The 23,227-nt window shown below is 28.4% G+C and carries 19 protein-coding genes, 10 tRNA genes and 1 other annotated feature; of the genes, 28 read left to right on the forward strand and 1 reads right to left on the reverse strand.

All coding sequences use genetic code 11. From position 1 onward, the window contains the following. Positions 1-159 precede the first annotated feature (159 nt). The 28 genes from hbs (at position 160) to murD (ending at position 21,611) form a co-directional block, all read left to right on the forward strand. A complete protein-coding gene (hbs, locus tag NG918_RS01955; RefSeq protein ID WP_003374604.1) occupies positions 160-438 on the forward strand; it encodes a non-specific DNA-binding protein Hbs in 279 nt (92 codons plus the stop codon). A gap of 50 nt (positions 439-488) precedes the next feature. After that, complete coding sequence (locus tag NG918_RS01960; protein ID WP_252215921.1) at positions 489-749, forward strand: RNA-binding S4 domain-containing protein; 261 nt, start codon at positions 489-491, stop codon at positions 747-749. A 132-nt stretch (positions 750-881) separates the two neighbouring features. Continuing rightward, positions 882-1,175, forward strand: coding sequence for a sporulation protein YabP (gene yabP, locus NG918_RS01965; RefSeq protein WP_252215920.1), 294 nt, complete (start codon positions 882-884; stop codon positions 1,173-1,175). Positions 1,176-1,192: 17 nt separating this feature from the next. Further along, a complete protein-coding gene (gene yabQ, locus NG918_RS01970; RefSeq protein WP_252215918.1) occupies positions 1,193-1,585 on the forward strand; it encodes a spore cortex biosynthesis protein YabQ in 393 nt (130 codons plus the stop codon). 77 nt (positions 1,586-1,662) lie between these two features. Beyond that, positions 1,663-1,956: an FtsB family cell division protein gene (locus NG918_RS01975; RefSeq protein ID WP_252215916.1), complete on the forward strand. Its 294-nt coding sequence runs from the start codon at positions 1,663-1,665 to the stop codon at positions 1,954-1,956. Positions 1,957-2,012: 56 nt separating this feature from the next. Next, positions 2,013-2,429, forward strand: coding sequence for a S1 domain-containing RNA-binding protein (locus tag NG918_RS01980; protein WP_252215913.1), 417 nt, complete (start codon positions 2,013-2,015; stop codon positions 2,427-2,429). Between the two features lie 421 nt (positions 2,430-2,850). Beyond that, a tRNA-Leu gene (locus tag NG918_RS01985) sits at positions 2,851-2,939 on the forward strand. 20 nt (positions 2,940-2,959) lie between these two features. Beyond that, positions 2,960-3,035: transfer RNA gene (locus NG918_RS01990), tRNA-Met, on the forward strand. A gap of 10 nt (positions 3,036-3,045) precedes the next feature. Beyond that, a tRNA-Met gene (locus NG918_RS01995) sits at positions 3,046-3,122 on the forward strand. A 5-nt stretch (positions 3,123-3,127) separates the two neighbouring features. Continuing rightward, positions 3,128-3,216 (forward strand) — tRNA-Leu (locus NG918_RS02000). A gap of 21 nt (positions 3,217-3,237) precedes the next feature. Then, positions 3,238-3,313 (forward strand) — tRNA-Met (locus NG918_RS02005). Between the two features lie 10 nt (positions 3,314-3,323). Further along, a tRNA-Met gene (locus NG918_RS02010) sits at positions 3,324-3,400 on the forward strand. Between the two features lie 5 nt (positions 3,401-3,405). Beyond that, positions 3,406-3,494: transfer RNA gene (locus tag NG918_RS02015), tRNA-Leu, on the forward strand. A gap of 460 nt (positions 3,495-3,954) precedes the next feature. Then, positions 3,955-6,336: a stage II sporulation protein E gene (gene spoIIE / locus NG918_RS02020; RefSeq protein WP_252224257.1), complete on the forward strand. Its 2,382-nt coding sequence runs from the start codon at positions 3,955-3,957 to the stop codon at positions 6,334-6,336. 138 nt (positions 6,337-6,474) lie between these two features. Beyond that, entirely contained in the window at positions 6,475-7,881 is a 1,407-nt protein-coding gene (tilS, locus tag NG918_RS02025) for a tRNA lysidine(34) synthetase TilS (protein ID WP_252215907.1), read from the forward strand. Between the two features lie 5 nt (positions 7,882-7,886). Continuing rightward, on the forward strand, positions 7,887-8,426 hold the full coding sequence (gene hpt / locus NG918_RS02030; RefSeq protein WP_252215903.1) for a hypoxanthine phosphoribosyltransferase: 540 nt from the start codon (positions 7,887-7,889) through the stop codon (positions 8,424-8,426). Between the two features lie 73 nt (positions 8,427-8,499). Beyond that, positions 8,500-10,305 (forward strand): ATP-dependent zinc metalloprotease FtsH, encoded by a 1,806-nt coding sequence (gene ftsH / locus NG918_RS02035; protein WP_252215900.1) that lies wholly within the window; start codon positions 8,500-8,502, stop codon positions 10,303-10,305. Between the two features lie 220 nt (positions 10,306-10,525). Next, positions 10,526-12,196, forward strand: coding sequence for a formate--tetrahydrofolate ligase (locus tag NG918_RS02040; protein WP_252224260.1), 1,671 nt, complete (start codon positions 10,526-10,528; stop codon positions 12,194-12,196). A gap of 127 nt (positions 12,197-12,323) precedes the next feature. Beyond that, positions 12,324-13,097 carry a type III pantothenate kinase gene (locus NG918_RS02045; protein ID WP_252215896.1) on the forward strand — a complete coding sequence of 258 codons (774 nt, stop codon included), beginning with the start codon at positions 12,324-12,326 and terminating at the stop codon, positions 13,095-13,097. Between the two features lie 5 nt (positions 13,098-13,102). Then, the gene (gene dusB, locus NG918_RS02050; protein WP_252215894.1) at positions 13,103-14,068 is read left to right on the forward strand and encodes a tRNA dihydrouridine synthase DusB; all 966 of its coding nucleotides are present in this window, start codon (positions 13,103-13,105) and stop codon (positions 14,066-14,068) included. A gap of 67 nt (positions 14,069-14,135) precedes the next feature. Then, entirely contained in the window at positions 14,136-14,960 is an 825-nt protein-coding gene (locus tag NG918_RS02055; RefSeq protein ID WP_252215890.1) for a hypothetical protein, read from the forward strand. Positions 14,961-15,074: 114 nt separating this feature from the next. Next, the gene (gene greA, locus NG918_RS02060; protein ID WP_252215888.1) at positions 15,075-15,557 is read left to right on the forward strand and encodes a transcription elongation factor GreA; all 483 of its coding nucleotides are present in this window, start codon (positions 15,075-15,077) and stop codon (positions 15,555-15,557) included. A gap of 44 nt (positions 15,558-15,601) precedes the next feature. Continuing rightward, a complete protein-coding gene (gene lysS, locus NG918_RS02065; protein WP_252215885.1) occupies positions 15,602-17,107 on the forward strand; it encodes a lysine--tRNA ligase in 1,506 nt (501 codons plus the stop codon). 244 nt (positions 17,108-17,351) lie between these two features. Then, positions 17,352-17,426 (forward strand) — tRNA-Asn (locus NG918_RS02070). A 327-nt stretch (positions 17,427-17,753) separates the two neighbouring features. Next, positions 17,754-17,828, forward strand: a tRNA-Asn gene (locus tag NG918_RS02075). Between the two features lie 311 nt (positions 17,829-18,139). Further along, positions 18,140-18,214: transfer RNA gene (locus tag NG918_RS02080), tRNA-Asn, on the forward strand. A gap of 224 nt (positions 18,215-18,438) precedes the next feature. Then, positions 18,439-18,605: a binding site (T-box leader), on the forward strand. 51 nt (positions 18,606-18,656) lie between these two features. Then, on the forward strand, positions 18,657-20,048 hold the full coding sequence (locus tag NG918_RS02085; protein WP_252215883.1) for a glycine--tRNA ligase: 1,392 nt from the start codon (positions 18,657-18,659) through the stop codon (positions 20,046-20,048). 186 nt (positions 20,049-20,234) lie between these two features. After that, complete coding sequence (gene murD / locus NG918_RS02090; protein WP_252215881.1) at positions 20,235-21,611, forward strand: UDP-N-acetylmuramoyl-L-alanine--D-glutamate ligase; 1,377 nt, start codon at positions 20,235-20,237, stop codon at positions 21,609-21,611. 156 nt (positions 21,612-21,767) lie between these two features. On the opposite strand, the gene NG918_RS02095 is transcribed toward murD, so the two are convergent. Beyond that, positions 21,768-22,772, reverse strand: a complete 1,005-nt coding sequence (locus NG918_RS02095; RefSeq protein ID WP_252224264.1) for a DUF5050 domain-containing protein — start codon at positions 22,770-22,772, stop codon at positions 21,768-21,770. Between the last annotated feature and the right edge of the window lie 455 nt (positions 22,773-23,227).

The following is a 23,227-nucleotide window of genomic DNA, read 5'->3' on the forward strand; positions in this document are numbered from 1 at the left end:
ATTACAATATTTATTATAGTAACAGTATCTGTGTTAATAAGTTATTTTTATATAGACGTTTAGGCACATTGGCTATATAATAAAGAGGTGTAATTTAGTACATATATGAAATAGTTAGACAATTAAATGTTATAACTTTATTTTGAGGAGGATGTAATTGTGAATAAAGCAGAATTAATAACTAGTATGGCTGAAAAAAGTAAATTAACTAAAAAAGATGCGGAATTAGCTTTAAAATCTTTTATTGAAAGTGTAGAAGAAGCATTAGAATCTGGTGAAAAAGTGCAACTAGTTGGCTTCGGTACTTTTGAAACAAGAGAAAGAGCAGCTAGAGAAGGAAGAAATCCTAGAACTAAAGAAGTGATCAATATACCAGCAACAACAGTACCAGTATTTAAGCCAGGAAAAGAATTCAAAGATAAGGTTAATAATAAATAGAAAAAATATGAACCCGAGTTTTCTCGGGTTCTTTTAACAAGGGAGCAATTATGAGATTAGATAAATATCTAAAGGTTTCAAGAATAATAAAAAGAAGAACTGTAGCTAAAGAAGCTTGTGAAAGTGGAAGAGTATCAATAAATGGAAAAGTTGCAAAGCCATCTACAGATATAAAAGAAGATGACATAATAGAAATAACTTTTGCAAATAGAATATTAAAAGCTAAAATAGTTAATATTAAAGAACATGTAAGAAAAGAAGATGCAAAAGAAATGTATGTTATTATTGAAGGACAAGAAGATAAAGAGTAGCTTAGATAAGTGTTTATCAAAGGCTACTCTTTAAATCTATAATCTTATAAGGTAAATAAAAAGGTTACTAATGAATAAATTAAAATATATCTTCATATATTGTATAAGACAAAGTATATGGGGGAATTTATTATGGAGAATAAAGATGAAAATAAGCTCAATGATAGAAATTCTAATTTATCTTTAGAAAATAGACAGAAGTTAATATTAAGTGGTGTTATAGAGGTTATAAGCTTTGATAGTCAAAAAATAGATTTAACAACTGTTTTGGGAAATCTAAGTATTAAAGGTTCAGATTTAAAGATGAATAAGCTAGATGTTAAAAATGGTGATGTGATAATAAATGGTAGCATTGATTCTATGGTTTACAATGGAAAAGAAGTAAAGAAGAGCAAGGAAAGTATAATTTCTAGGTTGTTTAAATAATTGGAGAGTTATACTAAATGCCGTTAACTTTGACAATGCAGTTTAATCTTCTTATGTATAGTGTTATAGCAGGACTTATAACAGGTTTTTTATTTGATATATATAGAGGCATAAGAGGGTTAAACTCAATAAAAATAATTACAGTTGTCGAAGACATTCTTTTTTGGGTACTTACTGCTCTAATTATATTTACTTTTTTATTGTATACTAATTATGCATTTTTAACTCCATATGTTTATATATTCATCATTATATCACTTTTAATATACTTGAAAGCTATAAGTAGTTATTTTTATTCATTAGAACAATTAGTAATAAAAAAAGTAAATACTTTTTTTAGAATAATTTTTAAGAACCTTATATATCCAATAAAAATAGTATTTTACAAAGTAATTGATAAAAGTAAATAGCACAAAAAAATTACTTGAATAATACCTTTAGAGTGTTTACAATATAAATAAGAGAATTTGAAATAGAGGTTCTGCAAATGAAAAAGTTAACATTTAGAAACATAATAATAATGGTATTACTTAGTATATTTGTTTTTAGTTATGTTAGACAACGATTGGCAATTGATAGAATAGAAAAACAACTTAATGAAAAACAACTTCAACTTGATGAAATAACTAAAAGAAATAATAGGCTTTCAGATGAAGTAGAAAAGATTGACTCTGGTTCAGGTGAATATCTTGAAAAACTAGCTAGAGAAAGACTTGGAATGATAAAACCAGGCGAAAAAGTAGTTAACAGCTCTGAACAAACATCAAATTCTGAAAAATAGTTTTTAATAATATTATAATATATATTTTTATATTTTTAAGGAGGAAACTTTTAAACATGACCTTAGAGGCAGGAAACATATTAGAAGGTATAGTAGTAAACATTACAAATTTTGGTGCTTTTATTGAAGTTGAAGGCAAAACTGGATTAGTTCATATTTCAGAAGTTGCGGATTCTTATGTAAAAGACATTAGAGAACATCTTAAGGAACAAGATAAAGTTAAAGTTAAAGTTATCTCAATAGATGACAATGGAAAGATTAGTCTTTCAATAAAACAAGCAAATATTCAAAAAAAATCAGTAAAACCAGTTGAAATTGATTGGAACTCAAATACTGAAAAGAAGAAAAATGGTTCAGGAAATTTTGAAGACATAATGTCTAGATTTTTAAAAGATAGTGAAGAAAGAATGCAAGATGTTAAAAAACATCAAGAATTTAAAGGTAAGGGTGGTAAGAAATTCCCAGCCAAATAATTAAGTAAATTAAAAGATATATAATAATTTAATGCAAAATTAATTATTATATCTAAGTTTATTATGTTATATAAAGTCCTTATAAACAGGTTTTAATGCCTATTTATAAGGCGTTTTTTGTTCTTTGGGAATTTATATTGTTAAACAATCTGAGGACAACTTATAGAATGCTGTATTTTAAAGATATGATAAGTACATCTAAAGAATAAAAAATAATCATTGCCGCACCATTATTCTTGCGTTGCATTTGGAAAGGGGACAGGGCTAAAAAAATCGACGGCTCTAAAGTTTCTTTGGCGATTTTGTTCTGTTATTAGGATAAAATTTTGAAAAAAGATAAAAAAATATCAAATATATGTTGACAGTGTAGAAACTATACAGTATAATAAATTTTGTCGTTAGGAAATAACCTAACTGGTAAGCCGAAGTGGCGGAACTGGCAGACGCACAGGACTTAAAATCCTGCGGTGGTTAAACACCGTACCGGTTCGATTCCGGTCTTCGGCACCAAAAACAAATTAATATAATATCGCGGGGTGGAGCAGCTGGTAGCTCGTCGGGCTCATAACCCGAAGGTCGTAGGTTCAAGTCCTGCCCCCGCAACCATAAGAATTAAGGCGGAATAGCTCAGCTGGCTAGAGCATTCGGTTCATACCCGAAGGGTCGTAGGTTCAAGTCCTATTTCCGCTACCAAATGTGCCGAAGTGGCGGAACTGGCAGACGCACAGGACTTAAAATCCTGCGGTGGTTAAACACCGTACCGGTTCGATTCCGGTCTTCGGCACCATAATTCAACTAAATATAATATCGCGGGGTGGAGCAGCTGGTAGCTCGTCGGGCTCATAACCCGAAGGTCGTAGGTTCAAGTCCTGCCCCCGCAACCATAAAAACTAAGGCGGAATAGCTCAGCTGGCTAGAGCATTCGGTTCATACCCGAAGGGTCGTAGGTTCAAGTCCTATTTCCGCTACCATATATGCCGAAGTGGCGGAACTGGCAGACGCACAGGACTTAAAATCCTGCGGTGGTTAAACACCGTACCGGTTCGATTCCGGTCTTCGGCACCAAAGACTTAAGTTATAAACTTAAGTCTTTTTTTATGTTTAAAAATAAAAGATATAATAAAAAATCTTATTTTAAGGGCGGTAATCGCTTTTTTATTCAAAAAGATAAATATGCACAAAGTATTTATGAATTAATAAATGTAAAGTTATATATATTCACAAAAAAATATATTATGAAAAAATAAATCCTCATAAATTTTTAAAAAGCATATTTTAACGACAAATTAATATAAAAATAACATGTTTGCTTTTTATTAAACTAGTCATTACAAAAATAACTATTACTTTAGATATATCAATTTGTTCACATTATTTTATGTAAAAATTTTACAATTAATATTAAAAAGAAATATAGAATATATTGTCCAACGAAAAATTTTCCAATGTATATTTTATGACATTAATCTTAAATCTTAAGTGATATAATCAAATTACAATATTTGGAAAAAGAGGAGGGCTATATATGCAATATGAATTGAATATTAATGCATATAAGAATAAAAAAGCTAAAAAAAGCTTTTTATTAAAAATGGAATTATCAAGAATGATATTTATATTAATAGCTGGATTATTGTTATCAAGAGTAACTTTATTATTTAATCAAACAGAAAGTAATGGTATAGCACCATTAGGAATAGCCTATTTAATAGTAATAGGATTAAAGTGTAATAGGAGTAAAACGGCCATGGCTTCAATTGGAGTGCTGTTAGGTTATGTAACTATAAACTCTAAGTTACCAGGTGGAATGGTTTACTTAATTACAGCAGCTGCATTGACATTATATTATGAAGTATTAAATAAATCTGAAAAAAGAAAAAAAGAGTTTGCAAGTTTCTTTATAGTTTTTTTAAGCTTCATAGGTTATGGAATATTTTCCAATAACTATGATTTAGGCGTTAACATAACATTGGCATTAATTAATGCACTTGTGGTATTGCCTGTTTACTATATCATTAAGTATTCTTTTAATTGTCTTGATGAAGTTAATAGCAATTACTTTTTTACATCTGAAGAGATAGTAAGTATGGCCATATTATTTTGTTTATTTGTTGCTGGTATAGGAGATATAAGTATAAAGTATTGTTCTCTAAGGAATGTACTAGCTTTATTATTGGTAGTAACAATTGCATACATTGGTGGTGCATCTTATGGTGCGACCATGGGCGTTGCTATGGGAATAATTTTGGGATGTTCATCTAATAATATGATGGCATCAGTAGGGTTTTATGGTGTAGGAGGTTTAGTTATAGGTATATTTAAGGATACTGGTAAAATATTTTCAGTTCTATCCGGAATATTAATTTATTTTGCTTTGGGACTTTATTCGGAAAGTATAAATTCTAAATTTATAATAGAAGTAGGATCTAGCTTAGCAATATTTTTATTTATACCTAAAAATTTATATAACAATATAGAACTTGAAATAAATACTGAAAAGAAACAAGAAAGTATAAACCAAATTCACTTAAATGAATTAAAGGAGGAATTTACGTTAAAGTTAAAGGATCTAAGTTGTGTATTAAATCAGGTATCTAAAACATTAGAAGACATGGATGATAATGATAGACTTTTAATTAAAAATAAAAGTTGTGAATTTGTAGAAAGTTTAGCTGATAGAGTGTGTATAGATTGTGAAAAGAAAAATTCTTGCTGGAGAAGGGATTTTAATAATACTTATAATTCTTTCCAAACTCTTATAAAGAGTGCTGAAGAAGAAAATCCAATATTGCCAAAGGCACTAGAATCTTCATGCGTAAAACATTTTACATTATTAAAAAGTGCACAGGATATAGTGACTAATCATATTGTAAATTCAAATATTAAAGATAGATTTAGTGAAGGGAGGCAAATTATATCAACTCATATAAACAATATATCTTATAGTTTAAGTAATGTATTAGATGAATTTAAAAGGGAGGTAACAATTTGTAGCGATTTAGAAAGAATAGTAAAAAGGGGGTTAAATAAAAATTCAGTTGAATATAATGATGTTTTCTGTTATACCGATAGAAATGGAAGGGTAAAAATAAAATTGATAATGAAGGAGTGTGAAAACTGCGAGTATTATGAAAATAAATTAATTCCGTTGCTTAATGAGATAATGCATATTCCTTTATGCATTTTAGATAATGGTTATTTTATAAATAAAGATACAAATACATGTACTTTGTTAATAGAAGAAATGCCTAAATATAATGTTATTTCCTATGGAGCTATGGCTTCTAAGGAAGGAGAAACACATACTGGTGATAGTTATAGTTTTGGAAAAGTTACAGATGGATCATATATGACAATATTAAGTGATGGTATGGGATCTGGTCCTGATGCAGAAAAGGAAAGCAAATCTACAGTAGATTTAGTGGAGAAATTTATGGAGGCTGGATTTGATGAAGAAGTAACAATTAATACAGTGAACTCTATAATGGGAATGAAATTTTCAGAAAGTGAAAAATATGCCACTTTAGATTTAAGTAAGATAGACTTATATAGTGGAGAAGTTAATTTTGTGAAGATAGGAGCAGCATCAAGCTTTATAAAAAGAGGAGATCAAATATTAGTGGTAGATTCTAAAAACTTACCCTTTGGTCTTGTTGATGAAATGGAGCTTGATGTAATAAAAGAAGAAGTAATGCCAGGTGACATTTTAATAAGTGTTAGTGATGGGATTTTAGATATAGATAAATTAAATAGTGGAAACTTTATTTGGCTTAAGGAATATTTGAAAGATTGTTGTACAGATCCAAGAGAATTATCAGAGAATATTTTACAAAAAGCTATGACATTAAGTGATAATATGCTTAAAGATGACATGACTGTATTAGTTTCTAAAGTATATGCTGTTTAATTGTAAAACTGCTGTATATTAAAAATGCAGCAGTTTTTATTGGGTAGATTCTTTCTTTTGCCACTATAAATATTTACATTTAAAATGAATATAAGGTATTATAATAGAAGTTGTATAAAAAAATAGGAAGTGTTAATTTTGAAGAAAAAAATATTATCTTATATTATTGATAATAATCTTATAAAATCGGGAGATAAAATATTAGTAGCTCTTTCAGGAGGACCCGACTCCTTATGCCTATTAAATATATTAAAAGAATTGAGAGGAGAACTTGGTATAGAAATTGGAGCAGCTCACTTAAATCATCTATTAAGGGGCGAAGATGCTTTTAAAGATGAAGAATTTGTGATTAATACATGTAAAAAAATGAATATTTCTTATTATGTAAAAAGGGTTGATATAAATAAGTATTCAAAAGAACATAGATTATCTTCTGAGCTGGCTGGAAGAAATGTAAGATATGATTTTTTTGATGAGATATTAAAAAAAGAAGGATTTAATAAAATAGCTACTGCTCATAATGCTAATGATCAGGCTGAAACTATAATTTTTAGAATGATGAGAGGCACTGGACTTGAAGGGTTAGGTGGAATAAAAGTTTGTAGAGAGGATAAGATTATTAGACCTATATTGTGTCTAACTAGAAAAGAAGTTGAAGAGTATATAGAAAAGAAAAATCTAAAGCCTAGAATAGACAAGACTAACTTTGAAAAAATTTATAATAGAAATAAAATAAGATTGGATATAATTCCATATATTCAGGATAATTTTAATGAAGATATAGTTAAAACTTTAAATAGAATGTCATTATTAATACAAAAAGACAATGCTTTTATTGAGAGATTGTGTATTAAAGTTTATAATGAATATTGTAAAAAGGATAATGACAATAATTTTTTTATATTAAATAAAAAATTGTTTAGAGAAGATGAAGCTATAGTAACACGAATTATAAGAAGCGCTCTTGTTGAATATTCTAAATCTCATTATGATTTTGAAATGAAGCATATATATGATATTTTAGAATTATCTAAAAAAGAAACAGGAAAAAGTATAAATCTGCCTAAGAATATATATGTAGAAAATATATATGGCGATATAAAAATAAGCAGCAAAGTAAAAGAAAATATTAAAAGTAACAAAACAGAAACTTTTTTAGATAAGAAAAACATAGGTGAAGATACCATATATTTTAATAATTATGAATTTGTAATGAGTATTTTAAAAAATAAATCTAATAATTTACTAGATTTAAAAGAAAATAATTTAGTGAAATATTTTGATTTGGATAAGATAGAAGAAAACATTTTATTTAGAACAAGAAAAAATGGGGATAAAATTACACCTTTAGGGATGAAAGGTCAAAAGAAATTAAAAGATATATTTATAAATATGAAAATCCCTCAAGAAGATAGAGATTTAATACCATTAATTTGTTTTGATGATAATATAGCGTGGATTGTAGGATTAAAAATATCAGATAACTTTAAAGTAACTAATAATAGTAAAAATATATTAAAAATAGTAGCTAAAAGAAAGGAATAGAAGTTATGAAAGAAGATATACAAGAGATATTATTTGATGAGGAAACTTTAAATGAAAAAATAAAGGAGATAGCAGCAAAGATAAGTGAAGATTATAAAGGAAGAGAATTAGTTGTAGTAGGAATACTTAAAGGATCTGTGTTATTTGCAGCAGAGTTAATTAAAAACATATCTATACCATGTGAAATAGATTTTATGGCTGTATCAAGCTATGGAAATTCTACAGAAACATCAGGAGTAGTAAGAATTTTAAAAGATTTAGATTATAGTATTGAAGGTAAGGATATTTTATTAGTAGAGGATATTGTTGATAGTGGAATTACTCTTAGTTATTTATTAAAGTATTTAAAAGCAAGAAAAGCTCATACTATAGAGATAGTATCTTTATTAAACAAATCTGCAAGAAGAACAGCTAAAGTTGATGTAAAATACATAGGTTTTGAAGTACCTGATGCATTCATAGTTGGGTATGGTATTGATTATGCAGAAAAATATAGAAATTTACCATTTATAGGAGTATTAAAACCAGAAGTATATGAAAAATAGAATTTACAATTTATTGTAATTGAAATAGTGCTATGGTAAAATTAAAATCATGTATAAGAAAGGGGGGCCTTGAATGAAAAAATATTCAAGTGCAGCTTTGTGGACAGTAGTTTCGATTATGCTTATTTTAGCATCGGTTGCTATGTGGGAAACAGGAAAAGGCTCAGATAGTATAATATATAGTTCGTTCCAACAAAAATGGAATCAAGATCAAATTGAAAGTATTACTATAAAACAAGACAAAATGACCGTTGAAGGAAAGACTAAGGATGATAAAAGTTTTGTTACAGTAGTTCCAGACGATTTAATAACTTCTTTAATTAAAGAAACTCCTAAATCAGATGTAAGAATAAGCTTTGAACAACCATCTAATAGTGGAATGTGGCTTACAACATTAATACCAAGCGTTTTATTAGTTGTTATTTTCTTAGTATTTTTATTTGTATTTACTCAACAGTCCCAAGGTGGTGGCGGCGGAAGAGGCGTAATGAATTTTGGTAAAAGTAAAGCTAAAATGGCGATGCCTGATTCTCAAAAAGTCACTTTCAAAGATGTTGCTGGAGCTGATGAAGAAAAAGCAGAATTAGAAGAAATTGTTGATTTCTTAAAGACTCCATCAAAATATATTGAGATAGGTGCAAGAATACCTAAAGGTGTACTATTAGTTGGACCTCCAGGAACTGGAAAAACTTTATTAGCTAAAGCTATATCTGGTGAAGCAGGAGTACCTTTCTTTAGTATATCAGGATCTGACTTCGTTGAAATGTTTGTTGGTGTTGGTGCATCAAGAGTTAGAAGTTTATTTGAGGATGCTAAAAAAAATGCTCCTTGTTTAATATTTATAGATGAAATTGATGCTGTAGGAAGACAAAGAGGTGCTGGTTTAGGCGGTGGTCATGATGAAAGAGAGCAAACTTTGAATCAACTTTTAGTTGAAATGGATGGATTTGGAGCTAATGAAGGAATAATAATGATAGCTGCAACTAACAGACCAGATATCTTAGATCCAGCTCTACTAAGACCAGGTAGATTTGATAGGCAAGTTCTTGTAGGAATACCTGATGTAAAAGGAAGAGAAGAGATTCTTAAAGTTCATACAAGAAAAAAACCACTTGAAGAAAGTGTTGAATTAAATGTATTAGCAAAAAGAACTCCGGGATTCTCAGGAGCGGATTTAGAAAACTTAGCTAATGAAGCAGCTCTTCTTGCAGTAAGAAGAGATAAGAAGAGAATATCAATGCAAGATATGGAAGAAGCTATAACAAGAGTTATAGCAGGTCCTGAAAAGAAGAGTAGAGTTATAACAGATCATGATAAAAAATTAACGGCTTATCATGAAGCCGGTCATGCTGTTGTTATGAAGTTACTTCCTAATTCAGATAAGGTACATGAAATCAGTATAATTCCAAGAGGAAGAGCTGGAGGATATACAATGCAACTTCCTAATGAGGATAGAGCTTATACATCAAAATCTAAGCTTAAAAATGATATGGTAGGTTTACTTGGTGGAAGAGTTGCAGAGCACTTAATACTTGGAGATATAAGTACTGGCGCAAAGAATGATATAGATAGAGCAAGTGCTATTGCAAGAAGCATGGTTATGGAATATGGTATGAGTGATAAAATTGGTACTATATCTTATGGTTCTGATGATAGCGAAGTTTTTTTAGGAAGAAACTTAGGAAAAGGTAGAAACTTTAGTGAAGATATTAGTTCTAAAATAGATCATGAAATAAAAGATTTTATAGATGAAGCATATTCTAAAGCTGAAAAATTATTGAATGAAAATTTAAATAAGTTACATGCAGTAGCTGGGGCTTTACTTGAAAAGGAAAAGATCGAAGGTAAAGAGTTTGAAGAAATTTTTGCAAATAACTAAAGTAAAGAGATTTTTAAAAGATATTCTTTTAAAAATCTCTTTTTATTATAAATACAAATGATACAAAATTATAATTTTATAAAATTTCTAATATATACGAATGATAAAATTGATAAAATGTTAAATATTCGAAAAAATCTTTTGACTTCTATAACAAAATGCTATAATACAATTAATAGTAAGCTAAAAATTAATGTAATAAAGTATTGGAGGGTTTTTGATGAAGACGGATATAGAAATTGCACAAGAAGCAGAAATGTTACATATTAGAAATGTTGCAGAAAAGTTAGGCTTAGATGAAGAAGATATTGAGTACTATGGTAAATATAAATGTAAGGTTTCTTTAGATGTATATGAGAAAGCTAAAAATAATAGAGATGGAAAATTAGTATTAGTAACAGCTATAAATCCAACTCCGGCAGGAGAAGGAAAATCAACTGTTACAGTAGGTTTAGGAGACGCTCTTAATAAGATGGGTAAAAATGCTATTATAGCATTAAGAGAGCCATCATTAGGACCTGTATTTGGAATAAAAGGAGGCGCTGCTGGTGGTGGATATGCACAAGTAGTTCCCATGGAAGATATTAATCTTCATTTTACAGGTGATATGCATGCTATTACATCTGCTAATAATTTATTATCAGCAGCCATAGATAATCATATACACCAAGGTAATGATTTAAGGATAGACTCAAGAAGAATAATATTCAAAAGAGTTATGGATATGAATGATAGAGCATTAAGAAAAATCATTGTTGGTATGGGTGGAAAAATCAATGGTTTTGTAAGAGAAGATGGATTCACTATTACTGTAGCTTCAGAAATAATGGCTATACTTTGTTTAGCTAGTGATTTAGAAGATTTAAAACATAGAATGGGGGATATACTAATAGCATATGATTTAGATGGAAATCCTGTATATGCAAAACAGTTAGAAATTCAAGGTGCTATGGCATTATTAATGAAAGATGCGATTAAACCTAATTTAGTTCAAACATTAGAAAATACTCCAGCATTGATACATGGTGGACCTTTTGCCAATATAGCACATGGATGTAATTCTATAATGGCTACTAAATTATCACTTAAATTAGGAGACATAGTAGTAACAGAAGCAGGATTTGGTGCAGATTTAGGCGCTGAAAAGTTTTTTGATATAAAATGTAGATATGGAAACTTAAAACCTTGTTGTGTAGTTATAGTTGCTACAATTAGAGCATTAAAGCATCACGGTGGAGTATCTAAAGCAGATTTGAATATTCCAAGTGTTGAAGCACTAAAAGTAGGAATAGCTAACTTAGAAAAACAAATAGAAAATATTAAAAAATTTAATATAGAACCTGTAGTAGCTATAAATAAATTTGTTAATGATAGTGATGAAGAAGTTCAATTTATAAAGGACTTTTGTGAAAAGTTAGGTGTGAAAGTAGCGCTTTCTGATGTTTGGGCAAAAGGCGGAGATGGCGGAATAGAATTAGGTGAAGCTGTATTAGATGTTATAGAAAAAGATAAATCTAATTTTAAAACTCTTTATGATGCCAATAAAACTATAGAAGAAAAGATATTAATTATAGCAAAGGAAATCTATGGAGCTGATGGAGTTATATATAGTAATGAAGCTAAAAAACAAATTAATGAGTTAGTTAAGTTTAATTTAGATAAATTACCTATATGTATGGCTAAGACTCAATACTCATTATCAGATAATCCAAATTTATTAGCTAAACCACAAGGATTTAATATTAATGTTCAAGAAATTAGAGTATCTAATGGAGCCGGATTTATAGTAGTTCAAACAGGAAATATAATGACTATGCCAGGATTACCAAAAGTTCCAGCTGCAAATAAGATGGATGTACTTAAAGATGGCGAAATAATTGGATTATTTTAATTTATATGAAACCCTTGACAAATTAATGTGAATTGTTAAAATTAAATTGTTATTTTAAAGTAAATTACTAAATTAAGGCAGCTTTAGGGCTGCTTTTAATTTTAATATTATTAAGGTGGTGCTTTTAATGATTCTACTTGTAGATGCGGGCAATACTAACATAGTTCTAGGTGTATATAAAGATAAAAAATACATAGCGAGTTGGCGTATTTCCACTGAAGGAAATAAGACATCTGATGAGTATAGTATACAAATAATGCAATTATTTAATTTAAGTGATCTTAACCCAAAAGAGGTTAAAGGTATTATTGTTTCATCAGTTGTTCCCAATATTATGCATTCTTTAGAAAATATGTTAAGAAGATGCTTTGGTCAAGAACCTATAATAGTTGGTCCTGGAATAAAAACAGGTATAAATATTAAATATGATAATCCTAAAGAAGTAGGTGCAGACAGAATAGTTAACGCAGTTGCTGCTTTTGAAATTTACAAAAGACCAGTCATTATAATAGATTTTGGTACAGCAACAACTTTTTGCGCTGTAACTGAAAATGGAGATTATTTAGGAGGTTGTATATGCCCCGGGCTTAGAATTTCTGCAGATGCATTATTTGAAAGAGCAGCTAAACTACCAAGAGTAGAATTAGAAGTACCTAGAAAAGTAATTTGCAAAAATACAGTTTCGAGTATACAATCTGGTGTATTATTTGGATACATAGGTCAAGTTGAGTATATTGTAAAGAAAATGAAAGAAGAAATGAGCGATGGAGTAGAGCCTTATGTCATAGCAACAGGAGGTTTAGCTAATTTAATAGCAAACGAAACAGATGTAATAAATAAAGTAGATTCAGATTTAACATTAGAGGGATTAAAAATATTATACAAAAAGAATAGGGAGTAAAACAAATGAAAATAGGAAATCTGAGTTTTGATAATACTGTTTTTTTAGCACCTATGGCAGGTGTTACAGATCTATCATTTAGAGGACTTTGTAAGGAAATGGGTTGTGGACTAGTTTGCACTGAAATGGTTAGTGCAAAGGCTTTATATTATGGGAGTGAGAATACGCAAACTCTACTTAGAGTCTCTAATGAGGAGTCTCCAGTAGCAGTACAAATATTTGGACGTGAACCTGAAATAATGGCAGAAATATGTGAAAAATATTTAAATCCAAGAGAAGATGTTTGTATTATAGATATAAATATGGGATGTCCAGCTCCTAAGATAGTAAAAAACAAAGAAGGATCAGCACTTATGCTAGAGCCAAATTTAGCTTATGATATTGTAAAAGCAATAAAAAAAGTTTCTAAAAAACCTGTAACAGTAAAGTTTAGGAAAGGATATGATGATGAACATATAAATGCTGTGGAGTTTGGAAAAGTATTAGAAGAAGCTGGAGCAGATGCAATAGCTGTTCATGGAAGAACTAGAAAGCAAATGTATGAAGGTCACTCAGATTGGGAGATAATAAAGAAGGTTAAAGAAGCAGTCTCTATTCCTGTTTTAGGGAATGGAGATGTATTTTCACCAGAAGATGCAATAAAAATGAAAGAATTAACAAATTGTGATGGAATACTTGTAGCAAGAGGTAGTATGGGTAATCCTTGGATATTTAAACAAATTCAAGATGCATTGAATGGAAAAGCTGTTGGAGAAATTTCTTATCAGGATAAAATTAATATGTGTATAAGACATTATGAACTAGCTATTAAAAATGATGGAGAATACAAGGCTATAAGAGAAATGAGAAAACATGCTTCTTGGTATATAAAAGGACTTCCAAGATCCACAGAAATTAAGAATCAAATAAATATTCTTAATGATAGTGATGAAGTTATGAGTATTTTAGAACAATATAAAAATACTTTATAAATAAGAATTATTGTAAAGTTATTAGAATATGATAGTATTGATATCAATGTTATGGAGAATTTTATTTATGGATACTATTTTATATGTATATTTGAATAAAAAACGTATATATAATAAATATAATTTCTTTACTAAAATAATTGACGTATTTAAAACAAAAAAATTAAAAGATATAAAAATAGAGGAATTGGGTATTCTTATAAAAAGAGTAGAAATTCCATCTAATTTAAATGATATTGCTTACGAAAAAAATCTATCAAGGATATTAACTAAATATAATGGAAAGTATGATGAATTAAGTTTGAATGGAAAGAGCTTGTATAATTTAAATTATGCAAGTAAATTTCAAAAGGAGTTCATTTCGTATAGTATAGTACAAAGCATAAGGTTTGTTTTAATGAACCTTAATAAATCTATTAAGAATTCAAATATATTAGTAGATATTGATGAGGAAAACTTATTAGTAAGCATACTTAAAGAATTGGCTAAAGAAGGCAGAAATGTTATTCTGCTGAATAATAGCATTAATAAAATAGAAAAAATTAGAGAAACTATTATGAGTGAATATGGATTATCTATAGAAGTAATATTACGAGAAAGTAATTTACCAAATATAGATTTTGTTGTTACATCTAAAAATAAACAATATGACTGTAACAATGTTTGGTATTTAGGGGATTTTCCAACTAATTCAAATAAAGGCATATATATAAATAGTATATTATACAAAGTTCCTTGGAATATATTGTTAAAAGAAATGCCTCCACAATTAATAGCTTCTATAATTAGAAAACAAAGAAATAGTAGTATATGTGAAATGTTAAAAAGTAATGATATTACACTTGAATCAATACTGTATAATGATGTGGAAATCATATTAGGCAATCAGTAGGTTTGTTGACATATATGATACCCTGATTTATAATTAGTTAATGATTTTGAGTATAATGCCTGAAATAGGCACTTAAATATAAAAAAATTTAAGGTGATTGAAGGGGAGTAAAATATGAGTGAACCAAAACAATACGTAATGACTTACGAAGGTGTTAAGAAATTAGAAAGTGAATTAGAATATTTAAAAACTGTAAAAAGAAAAGAAATAACTGAAAAGATAAAAGTTGCTTTGGGTTATGGAGATTTAAGCGAAAATTCAGAATATGATGAAGCTAAAAACGACCAAGCATTTACAGAAGGAAAAATACTACAATTAGAAAATAAGCTTAAGAATGCAGTTGTAGTTGATGAATCAGAAATTCCAAAAGATATAGTTTCAGTTGGGTCAAAAGTTAAAGTTAAGGATTATGATTTTGATGAAGAAGTTGAATATTCAATTGTAGGTTCAGCAGAAGCAGATCCTATGAATTTTAAAATATCAAATGAATCACCAGTTGGAAATGCTCTAGTAGGAAAGAAAATTGGTGATATAGTGGAAGTTATAATTCCAGATGGCGTAAGCAAGTTCGAAATTTTAGATATACAAAGAGGCTAAAAGGGGAACCAAATAAATTAAGAAGCGATTAACGGAGGGATAATATGTCAACTGAGGAAATGAATATAAGTGAATTAGAATCTCAGTATAACGAACAAGAAGCATTGAGAAGAACTAAATTAGCAGATTTACAAGAAGCTGGTAAGGACCCTTTTGATGTTTATAAGGTAGAAAGAACTCATACATCAGAAGAAGTTAAATCTAATTATGAAGAATTAGAAGGAAAAAATGTAACAGTTGCAGGAAGAATAATGTCAAAGAGAGGACAAGGAAAAGTTGTCTTTTCAGATATTCATGATAAAGATGGAAAAATCCAATTATTTATAAAGATTGATCTTGTAGGAGAAGAAAGTTTAAAATCATATAAAACTTATGATCTTGGAGATTGGGTTGTAGCAACAGGAGAAGTATTTACTACAAAAACAGGAGAAGTATCTGTTAAAGTATCTAACTTTGAATTAATATGTAAGTCTTTAAAACCATTACCAGAAAAATGGCATGGCTTAAAAGATCCAGACTTAAGATATAGACAAAGAGAAGTTGATATAATAACTAATCCAGAAGTAAAAGAAACTTTTATAAAGAGAAGTAAAATTATTTCAGGAATTAGAGAATTTTTAGATACTAAGGGTTTCTTAGAAGTGGAAACTCCAATACTTGCGCCAATTGCAGGAGGAGCAGCTGCTAAACCTTTCGTTACTCATCATAATACTTTAGATATAGATATGTACTTAAGAATTGCAACAGAATTATATCTTAAAAGATTAGTTGTAGCTGGATTTGAAAAAGTATATGAAATAGGAAGAAACTTCAGAAATGAAGGAATGTCAGTAAGACATAATCCTGAATTTACTGCTATTGAATTATATGAAGCATATTCTGATTATAATGATATGATGGAAATAACAGAAAATATGGTTGCATATGTTTGTGAAAAAGTAAATGGAACTACAAAAGTTACTTATCAAGGTACAGAAATAGACTTTATGCCACCATGGAGAAGAGTAACTATGGTTGATGTTGTTAAAGAACATGCAGGTGTAGATTTTACTACAATAAAGTCTGATGAAGAAGCTCAAGCTATAGCGAAAGAAAAACATTTGGAATTTGCTAAGCCTTTAAATACAGTAACAAAAGGTGAAGTATTAAATGCTTTATATGAAGAATTTGGTGAAGCAAATATGATTCAACCTACATTTGTTATGGATTATCCAGTTGAAATTTCACCTCTTACTAAAAAGAAGAGAGGAAATGAAGAATTTACTGAAAGATTTGAAGGATTCGTATTCGGAAGAGAATTATGTAATGCTTACTCAGAATTAAATGACCCTGTAGTTCAAAGACAAAGATTTGAACAACAAGCTAAGGAAAGAGAACTTGGTGATGACGAAGCATATATGTTAGATGAACAATTTATGAGTGCGTTAGAAACAGGTATGCCACCAACAGGTGGAATGGGAATGGGTATAGATAGACTTATTATGTTCTTAACAGATGCATCATCTATAAGAGACGTAATATTATTCCCAACAATGAAACCACAAAAATAGTATTAAATAATTTAATTTTATCAAAAGTCCCATATTATAATATTATGGGACTTTTGACATATAAAAGATTATTAATCAAAGAATAGTTATGAAGAACATTTATATATGGATAAGTAAAATTCTGATGTCATTTTACCTATGAATATATCAACATTATCTTAAAATTTAGCTTAATTAACAAAAAAATTATAAAAAAGGGTTGAGATTTATAAAAAATCTGTTATAATAGTAAAAGTAATGACGTTCCGCGATAGCTCAATGGTGGAGCACTCGGCTGTTAACCGATAGGTTGGAGGTTCGAGTCCTCTTCGCGGAGCCATTTTTTTTATCTAAAAATAGTGTGAATTTAACTATGTTTATATAAGATAATAAAATGTATAGTTTTTAATAGGAGTTTTATAAAAGTAGATAAAGTCTATTTTTATAAAACTCTTTTTGATGTAATAAAAATAAATTACTAATATTCATTTTATTTAGGTAATAATTAAAAAAGTCCATTTACAATGCCACTTCACCTATTGCATATATCAACACTGTTTTAAAACATAGCCTATTAGTAAAATGTAATTTATAAAGAATTAAAAAAAGTTTCAAAAAGGGGTTGCAATATTATAATAATCTGATATAATAGTAAAAGTAATGACGTTCCGCGATAGCTCAATGGTGGAGCACTCGGCTGTTAACCGATAGGTTGGAGGTTCGAGTCCTCTTCGCGGAGCCATTTTTTTATCTAAAAATAGTATAAACTTAATCATGTTTGTATGAGATGATTAAATATATGTTTTCTAGTAAGAGTTTTATAAAAGTAGATAAAGTCTATTTTTATAAAACTCTTTTTCATGTGATAAAAGTAAATCAGTAATGTTTATGTAATAATTAAAATATTGAATATATATCTATAGATATAAAGATATTAGGTTACAGAAAGTATAAAAAAGTTATCAGCTAAAATGTAAATTATAAAAAACAAAAAAGTTCAAAAAGGGGTTGCAATATTATAATAGTCTGATATAATAGTAAAAGTAATGACGTTCCGCGATAGCTCAATGGTGGAGCACTCGGCTGTTAACCGATAGGTTGGAGGTTCGAGTCCTCTTCGCGGAGCCATTTTTTTTATCTAAAAATAATATAAATTTAATCATGTTTATATATGATAATAAAATACATAGCTTTTCTTAGGAGTTTTATAAAAGTAGATAAAGTCTATTTTTATAAAACTCTTTTTTGTTTCAATAAAAAGAGTTTATATTTTAAAATAACATATATATTAAGAATAGGAGGTTTTTTACTTGACATCTAAAAGCCTTTTGATAAAATTAATATATAATTGAATATACACAGTGAAAAAGATTAGTAGTTTTAATGTTTTTTTAGAGAGATGATGTTTGGTGGAAATCATTATAATATTAAAATGAATGGAACTTTTGAGTGTAATGAGAAGAAAGTCGGGCTTAAGCTAAGAAGGGTGGAACCGCGGAATTAATATTTCGTCCCTTTATGGTTATAGGGCTTTTTTTATTTTATGAAAATAAATTGGAGGTAAGAAAGAATGGCAGTAGAAAAGACAATGGATAAGATTGTAGCTCTTTGTAAAAATAGAGGCTTTGTATTCCCGGGATCAGATATATATGGTGGATTGGCGAACTCATGGGATTACGGTCCTTTAGGAGTAGAATTTAAAAATAACGTTAAAAAAGCTTGGTGGAAGAAGTTTGTACAAGAAAGTCATTATAATGTAGGACTTGATTCAGCTATATTAATGAACAGTGATGTTTGGGTAGCATCAGGTCATGTTGGTGGATTCTCAGATCCATTAATGGATTGTAAAGAATGTAAAGCTAGATTTAGAGCTGATAAAATAGTTGAAGATCATATGACTGAAAATGGTGCAGAAGTAGCATCTGCTGATGGCTGGACTAATGAACAATTAAAAGAATACATTGAAAGTAACAACATAGTTTGTCCTAAGTGTGGAAAGATGAATTACACAGACATAAGAAAGTTCAATCTTATGTTTAAAACATTCCAAGGTGTTACAGAAGATGCTAAATCAGAAATTTATTTAAGACCAGAAACAGCTCAAGGTATATTTGTAAACTTTAAAGCTGTACAAAGAAGTTCTAGAAAAAAAGTACCATTTGGAATAGCTCAAATAGGTAAATCATTTAGAAATGAAATTACTCCAGGAAACTTTACGTTCAGAACAAGAGAATTTGAACAAATGGAATTGGAATTTTTCTGTAAGCCAGGAACAGATTTAGAATGGCATAAGTATTGGAAAGATTATTGTTGGAATTTCTTACTTAATTTAAATGTAAAAACTGAAAACTTAAGAATGAGAGATCATGGTGAAGAGGAATTATCTTTCTATTCTAATGCAACATCTGATATAGAATATTTATTCCCATTTGGTTGGGGTGAACTTTGGGGTATAGCTGATAGAACAGACTATGACTTAAAAAAGCATCAAGAACATTCAGGTCAAGATTTAAATTACTTAGATCAAACTACTAATGAAAAGTATATACCTTATGTTATAGAACCATCATTAGGTGCAGATAGAGTTACTTTAGCATTTTTAATTGAAGCTTATGATGAAGAAGAATTAGATGGAGGAGATTCTAGAACTGTATTACATTTACATCCAGCACTAGCTCCATTTAAAGCGGCTATATTACCACTTTCTAAAAAGCTTTCAGAAAATGCTTTAGAGGTATATTCTAACTTAAGCAAAAAATTCAATATTGATTTTGATGAAACAGGAAGTATAGGAAAGAGATATAGAAGACAAGATGAAATAGGAACTCCATATTGTATAACAATAGATTTTGATACATTAGAAGATCAATGTGTTACTATAAGAAATAGAGATACTATGGAGCAAGAAAGAATTAAAATATCTGAATTAGAAGTTTATATAGAAAAAAGCTTAGAATTTTAATTTGAATTTTTTATAAAGTAATATTTGTTATAGGTCATTTTAAGCTAGGACAGTTCTTAGTTTAAAATGACTTTTTACACATGTGATAAAATATGAAAATAATAATGTTATAATTTATAACATATGGGGAATTTTAATAATATATAAATAGTATAAGTTATAATCATATTTGTTTGGAGGCAAAACATGAAAGATGATTTTAAAAAATTTAAAGATTTTATATACAAAAAAAGAGTTGGGGTTGTAGGAATAGGAGTAAGCAATATTCCTCTTATCAATTTTTTAATTAAATTAGGTGCAGAAGTAACAGCATTTGATAAAAAAACAGAAGAAGAATTAGGAGAAGTATCTTCTGATTTTAAAAATAAAGGTGTAAATCTAGAGCTTGGAGAGAATTATTTAGATAAACTTACAGGATTTGATGTTGTTTTTAAAACTCCATCTATGAGAATAGATAGTGAATGTTTAGTTAAAGTTAAAAAAGAAGGTGCATATGTAACTTCTGAAATGGAAGAGTTCGTAAGATATTGTAAGGCTAAGATATATGGAATAACAGGAAGTGACGGAAAAACTACTACAACTACTATAGTATCTAAAATGCTACAAGAAGAAGGATATAAAACTTGGGTTGGAGGTAATATAGGAACGCCTCTATTTTCTCAAATTGAAGAAATAAAGGCAGAAGATAGAGTTGTACTTGAATTATCAAGTTTTCAATTAATGACTATGAATCTACCAATGGATATAGCAGTATGTACTAATTTGGCTCCAAACCATTTAGATATGCATAAGGATATGCAAGAGTATATTGATGCTAAGAAAAATATATTCTTATACCAAGACACTAATAATGTATTAGTAATAAATCGTGAAAATGAAATCACTTATGGATTTGAAGATGAAGCAAAAGGAATAGTAAGAGAATTTAGTTCTAAGAGAGAAATAAAAGATGGTGCTTACTATAAAGATGGGATTCTATATGTAGACAGTAAAGAAGTTTGTAAAAAAGACAATATAGTTATAAAAGGTATGCATAATGTAGAAAATTATTTAGCTGCATTTATAGCTACTAAAGATGATGTATCTATAGAAAGCATGAAAAAAGTTGCAGAAAGCTTTAACGGAGTTGAACATAGATGTGAACTTGTTAGAGAAATAAATGGAGTAAAGTATTATAATGATTCAATAGCTTCAAGTCCAACTAGAACACTAGCAGGTCTTAAAGCTTTTGATAAAAAGGTTATATTGATAGCAGGGGGATACGATAAGCATTTATTGTTTGAACCATTAGCAAATGAAGGATATCCATATATAAAGGAATTAATCTTATTAGGTCAAACTAAAGAAAAGATAAAAGAAGTGTTTAAGAAATTAGAAAACAATACAGGAATAAAAATAAACATTTCAGAAGTAAGTACTTTAGAAGAAGCAGTTGAAAAAGCACAAAGTTTAGCAAAAGAAGGTGATATAGTTACATTATCACCAGCTTGTGCATCTTTTGATATGTTCCCTAACTTTATGATTAGAGGAAATAAATTTAAAGAGATAGTTAGTAATTTATAATGTATTATTTTAAAAACATCTAGATAATTTAGTATAAAGTTCATGTACAGAGGAAATCATTTTAATATCAATGAAAAGTAAAAACAGAATGATTTAAAACATAGCCCAATAATAAAGAAAAGACTGATGATACTAGAATACCATCAGTCTTTTTGTCTAATTTTTTGCAGAAAATTGATAATAATATATATTATTAATATTTATAGATTTTTCATAAAATATTCCTGAGCTAGTTAAATAATAATTATTTAGAGATTCAGAAATATACGGCTTTGAATCAACTTTAGAATTAGGTAAATCTACAGATAAAGAATATAAATAATTTGAGTCATCATTATTTATGAAAAATAATTGATTATTTATAGACTTTAAATTCTCTCCACGTAAAGTTGAAATTCTTTTTGATTCTAAAGTTGTTATATTTAATGAATATAATGTTTCGTTATCAGATGTATTAAAAAATAAGATTTCTCCATCAAATGGAATAAAACTATTAGCAGTATAATCAGTTAATTTAGTTCTATTAGTACCATCATTTTTAACGTAATAAAGCTTTGAATTATCACTTAAGTTTTGATAGATTAAAAAATCTCCATTAACTATAAAAGATCCAACACTATCTAAAGATAATGCAGAAGATGTATTTTTACTTATATCATAACTGTATAATTTCTGATTATCATTTTTATTTATGTAAAATAATTTATCGTTTGAAGAAATTAAACTATAAACAGAATCTTTATTTAAAGAGGTATATGTTTTATCAGAAACATTTATAGAAGATAGTCCATTGCTATTACTTCCATCTGCAAAATAAAGAGTACTATTTACTAAAGCTAAGTCACCAGTATAATAATCAACTAGATCGTTTAAATCACTACTTTTCAATATATCCTTTGGAAGAGGAGCATTTATCATTGAAATTCTATTGTTCTCATCTGGATTAGGAAATATTAATGTATCATTGTTAAATACAAATGGACAACGAAAAGAAGTTGAGTCAGTTAATATAAATGGTGAAATTGAATTGGATGTTAACTCGCTGGATGAAGAAATTGTTGAAGTTGATTTATCAACGCTTTTTTTTTCTTCTTGTTTAGTACAACCTACTATAAACAAAGTAGAACATAATAAAAGTAAGCTTAATATTTTTTTTATCATAAAAAATCCCCCCAAGTAGTATATTAAAGGTTAATTTAATAATTTTTATTAACATTTATAGTATTAATATTATGATAACTTGCGCAAAGAGTAAAGAATATATGTAGTGTTTTAGGGTGGTAAAATGTAATGTGGGAATAAAAAGGCAATAACTCACCCACGTGTATCAATATATGTAAAAGTTAAATAAATGAAGGTAAATAGAGAAAAATTCGTTTAATTTATTATAATAAGCTAAAATAAATGTATATAACAATACATAATCATGATATCATAATATCCGTTGTGAGCGATAAATAAATGTCGAAGCAACAGTGCAAAATTAGTTGAAAGTTGATTAAAAATATTTGAAAAAAATGTTGACAACTAAAACTGATAATGTTATTATAATAAAGCGGTCGAAAGACAGCGAAGATCTTTGAAAATTGAACAGAACAAGAAACATTAAAATAAAC

Origin of the sequence: Clostridium sp. ZBS2 (genome assembly GCF_023845855.1) — a bacterium.
Lineage (GTDB): Bacteria > Bacillota > Clostridia > Clostridiales > Clostridiaceae > Clostridium > Clostridium aquiflavi.

What these genes read in the sequence shown, in the direction of transcription:
- NG918_RS02040 (WP_252224260.1), top strand. Translation starts at nt 10,526, where the DNA reads ATGAAGACGGATATAGAAATTGCACAAGAAGCAGAAATGTTACATATT.
- murD (WP_252215881.1), top strand. Translation starts at nt 20,235, where the DNA reads ATGAAAGATGATTTTAAAAAATTTAAAGATTTTATATACAAAAAAAGA.
- NG918_RS01975 (WP_252215916.1), top strand. Translation starts at nt 1,663, where the DNA reads ATGAAAAAGTTAACATTTAGAAACATAATAATAATGGTATTACTTAGT.
- yabQ (WP_252215918.1), top strand. Translation starts at nt 1,193, where the DNA reads ATGCCGTTAACTTTGACAATGCAGTTTAATCTTCTTATGTATAGTGTT.
- dusB (WP_252215894.1), top strand. Translation starts at nt 13,103, where the DNA reads ATGAAAATAGGAAATCTGAGTTTTGATAATACTGTTTTTTTAGCACCT.
- greA (WP_252215888.1), top strand. Translation starts at nt 15,075, where the DNA reads ATGAGTGAACCAAAACAATACGTAATGACTTACGAAGGTGTTAAGAAA.
- lysS (WP_252215885.1), top strand. Translation starts at nt 15,602, where the DNA reads ATGTCAACTGAGGAAATGAATATAAGTGAATTAGAATCTCAGTATAAC.
- NG918_RS02095 (WP_252224264.1), bottom strand. Translation starts at nt 22,772, where the DNA reads ATGATAAAAAAAATATTAAGCTTACTTTTATTATGTTCTACTTTGTTT.
- NG918_RS01960 (WP_252215921.1), top strand. Translation starts at nt 489, where the DNA reads ATGAGATTAGATAAATATCTAAAGGTTTCAAGAATAATAAAAAGAAGA.
- NG918_RS02085 (WP_252215883.1), top strand. Translation starts at nt 18,657, where the DNA reads ATGGCAGTAGAAAAGACAATGGATAAGATTGTAGCTCTTTGTAAAAAT.
- hpt (WP_252215903.1), top strand. Translation starts at nt 7,887, where the DNA reads ATGAAAGAAGATATACAAGAGATATTATTTGATGAGGAAACTTTAAAT.
- NG918_RS02055 (WP_252215890.1), top strand. Translation starts at nt 14,136, where the DNA reads ATGGATACTATTTTATATGTATATTTGAATAAAAAACGTATATATAAT.
- yabP (WP_252215920.1), top strand. Translation starts at nt 882, where the DNA reads ATGGAGAATAAAGATGAAAATAAGCTCAATGATAGAAATTCTAATTTA.
- NG918_RS01980 (WP_252215913.1), top strand. Translation starts at nt 2,013, where the DNA reads ATGACCTTAGAGGCAGGAAACATATTAGAAGGTATAGTAGTAAACATT.
- ftsH (WP_252215900.1), top strand. Translation starts at nt 8,500, where the DNA reads ATGAAAAAATATTCAAGTGCAGCTTTGTGGACAGTAGTTTCGATTATG.
- spoIIE (WP_252224257.1), top strand. Translation starts at nt 3,955, where the DNA reads ATGCAATATGAATTGAATATTAATGCATATAAGAATAAAAAAGCTAAA.
- NG918_RS02045 (WP_252215896.1), top strand. Translation starts at nt 12,324, where the DNA reads ATGATTCTACTTGTAGATGCGGGCAATACTAACATAGTTCTAGGTGTA.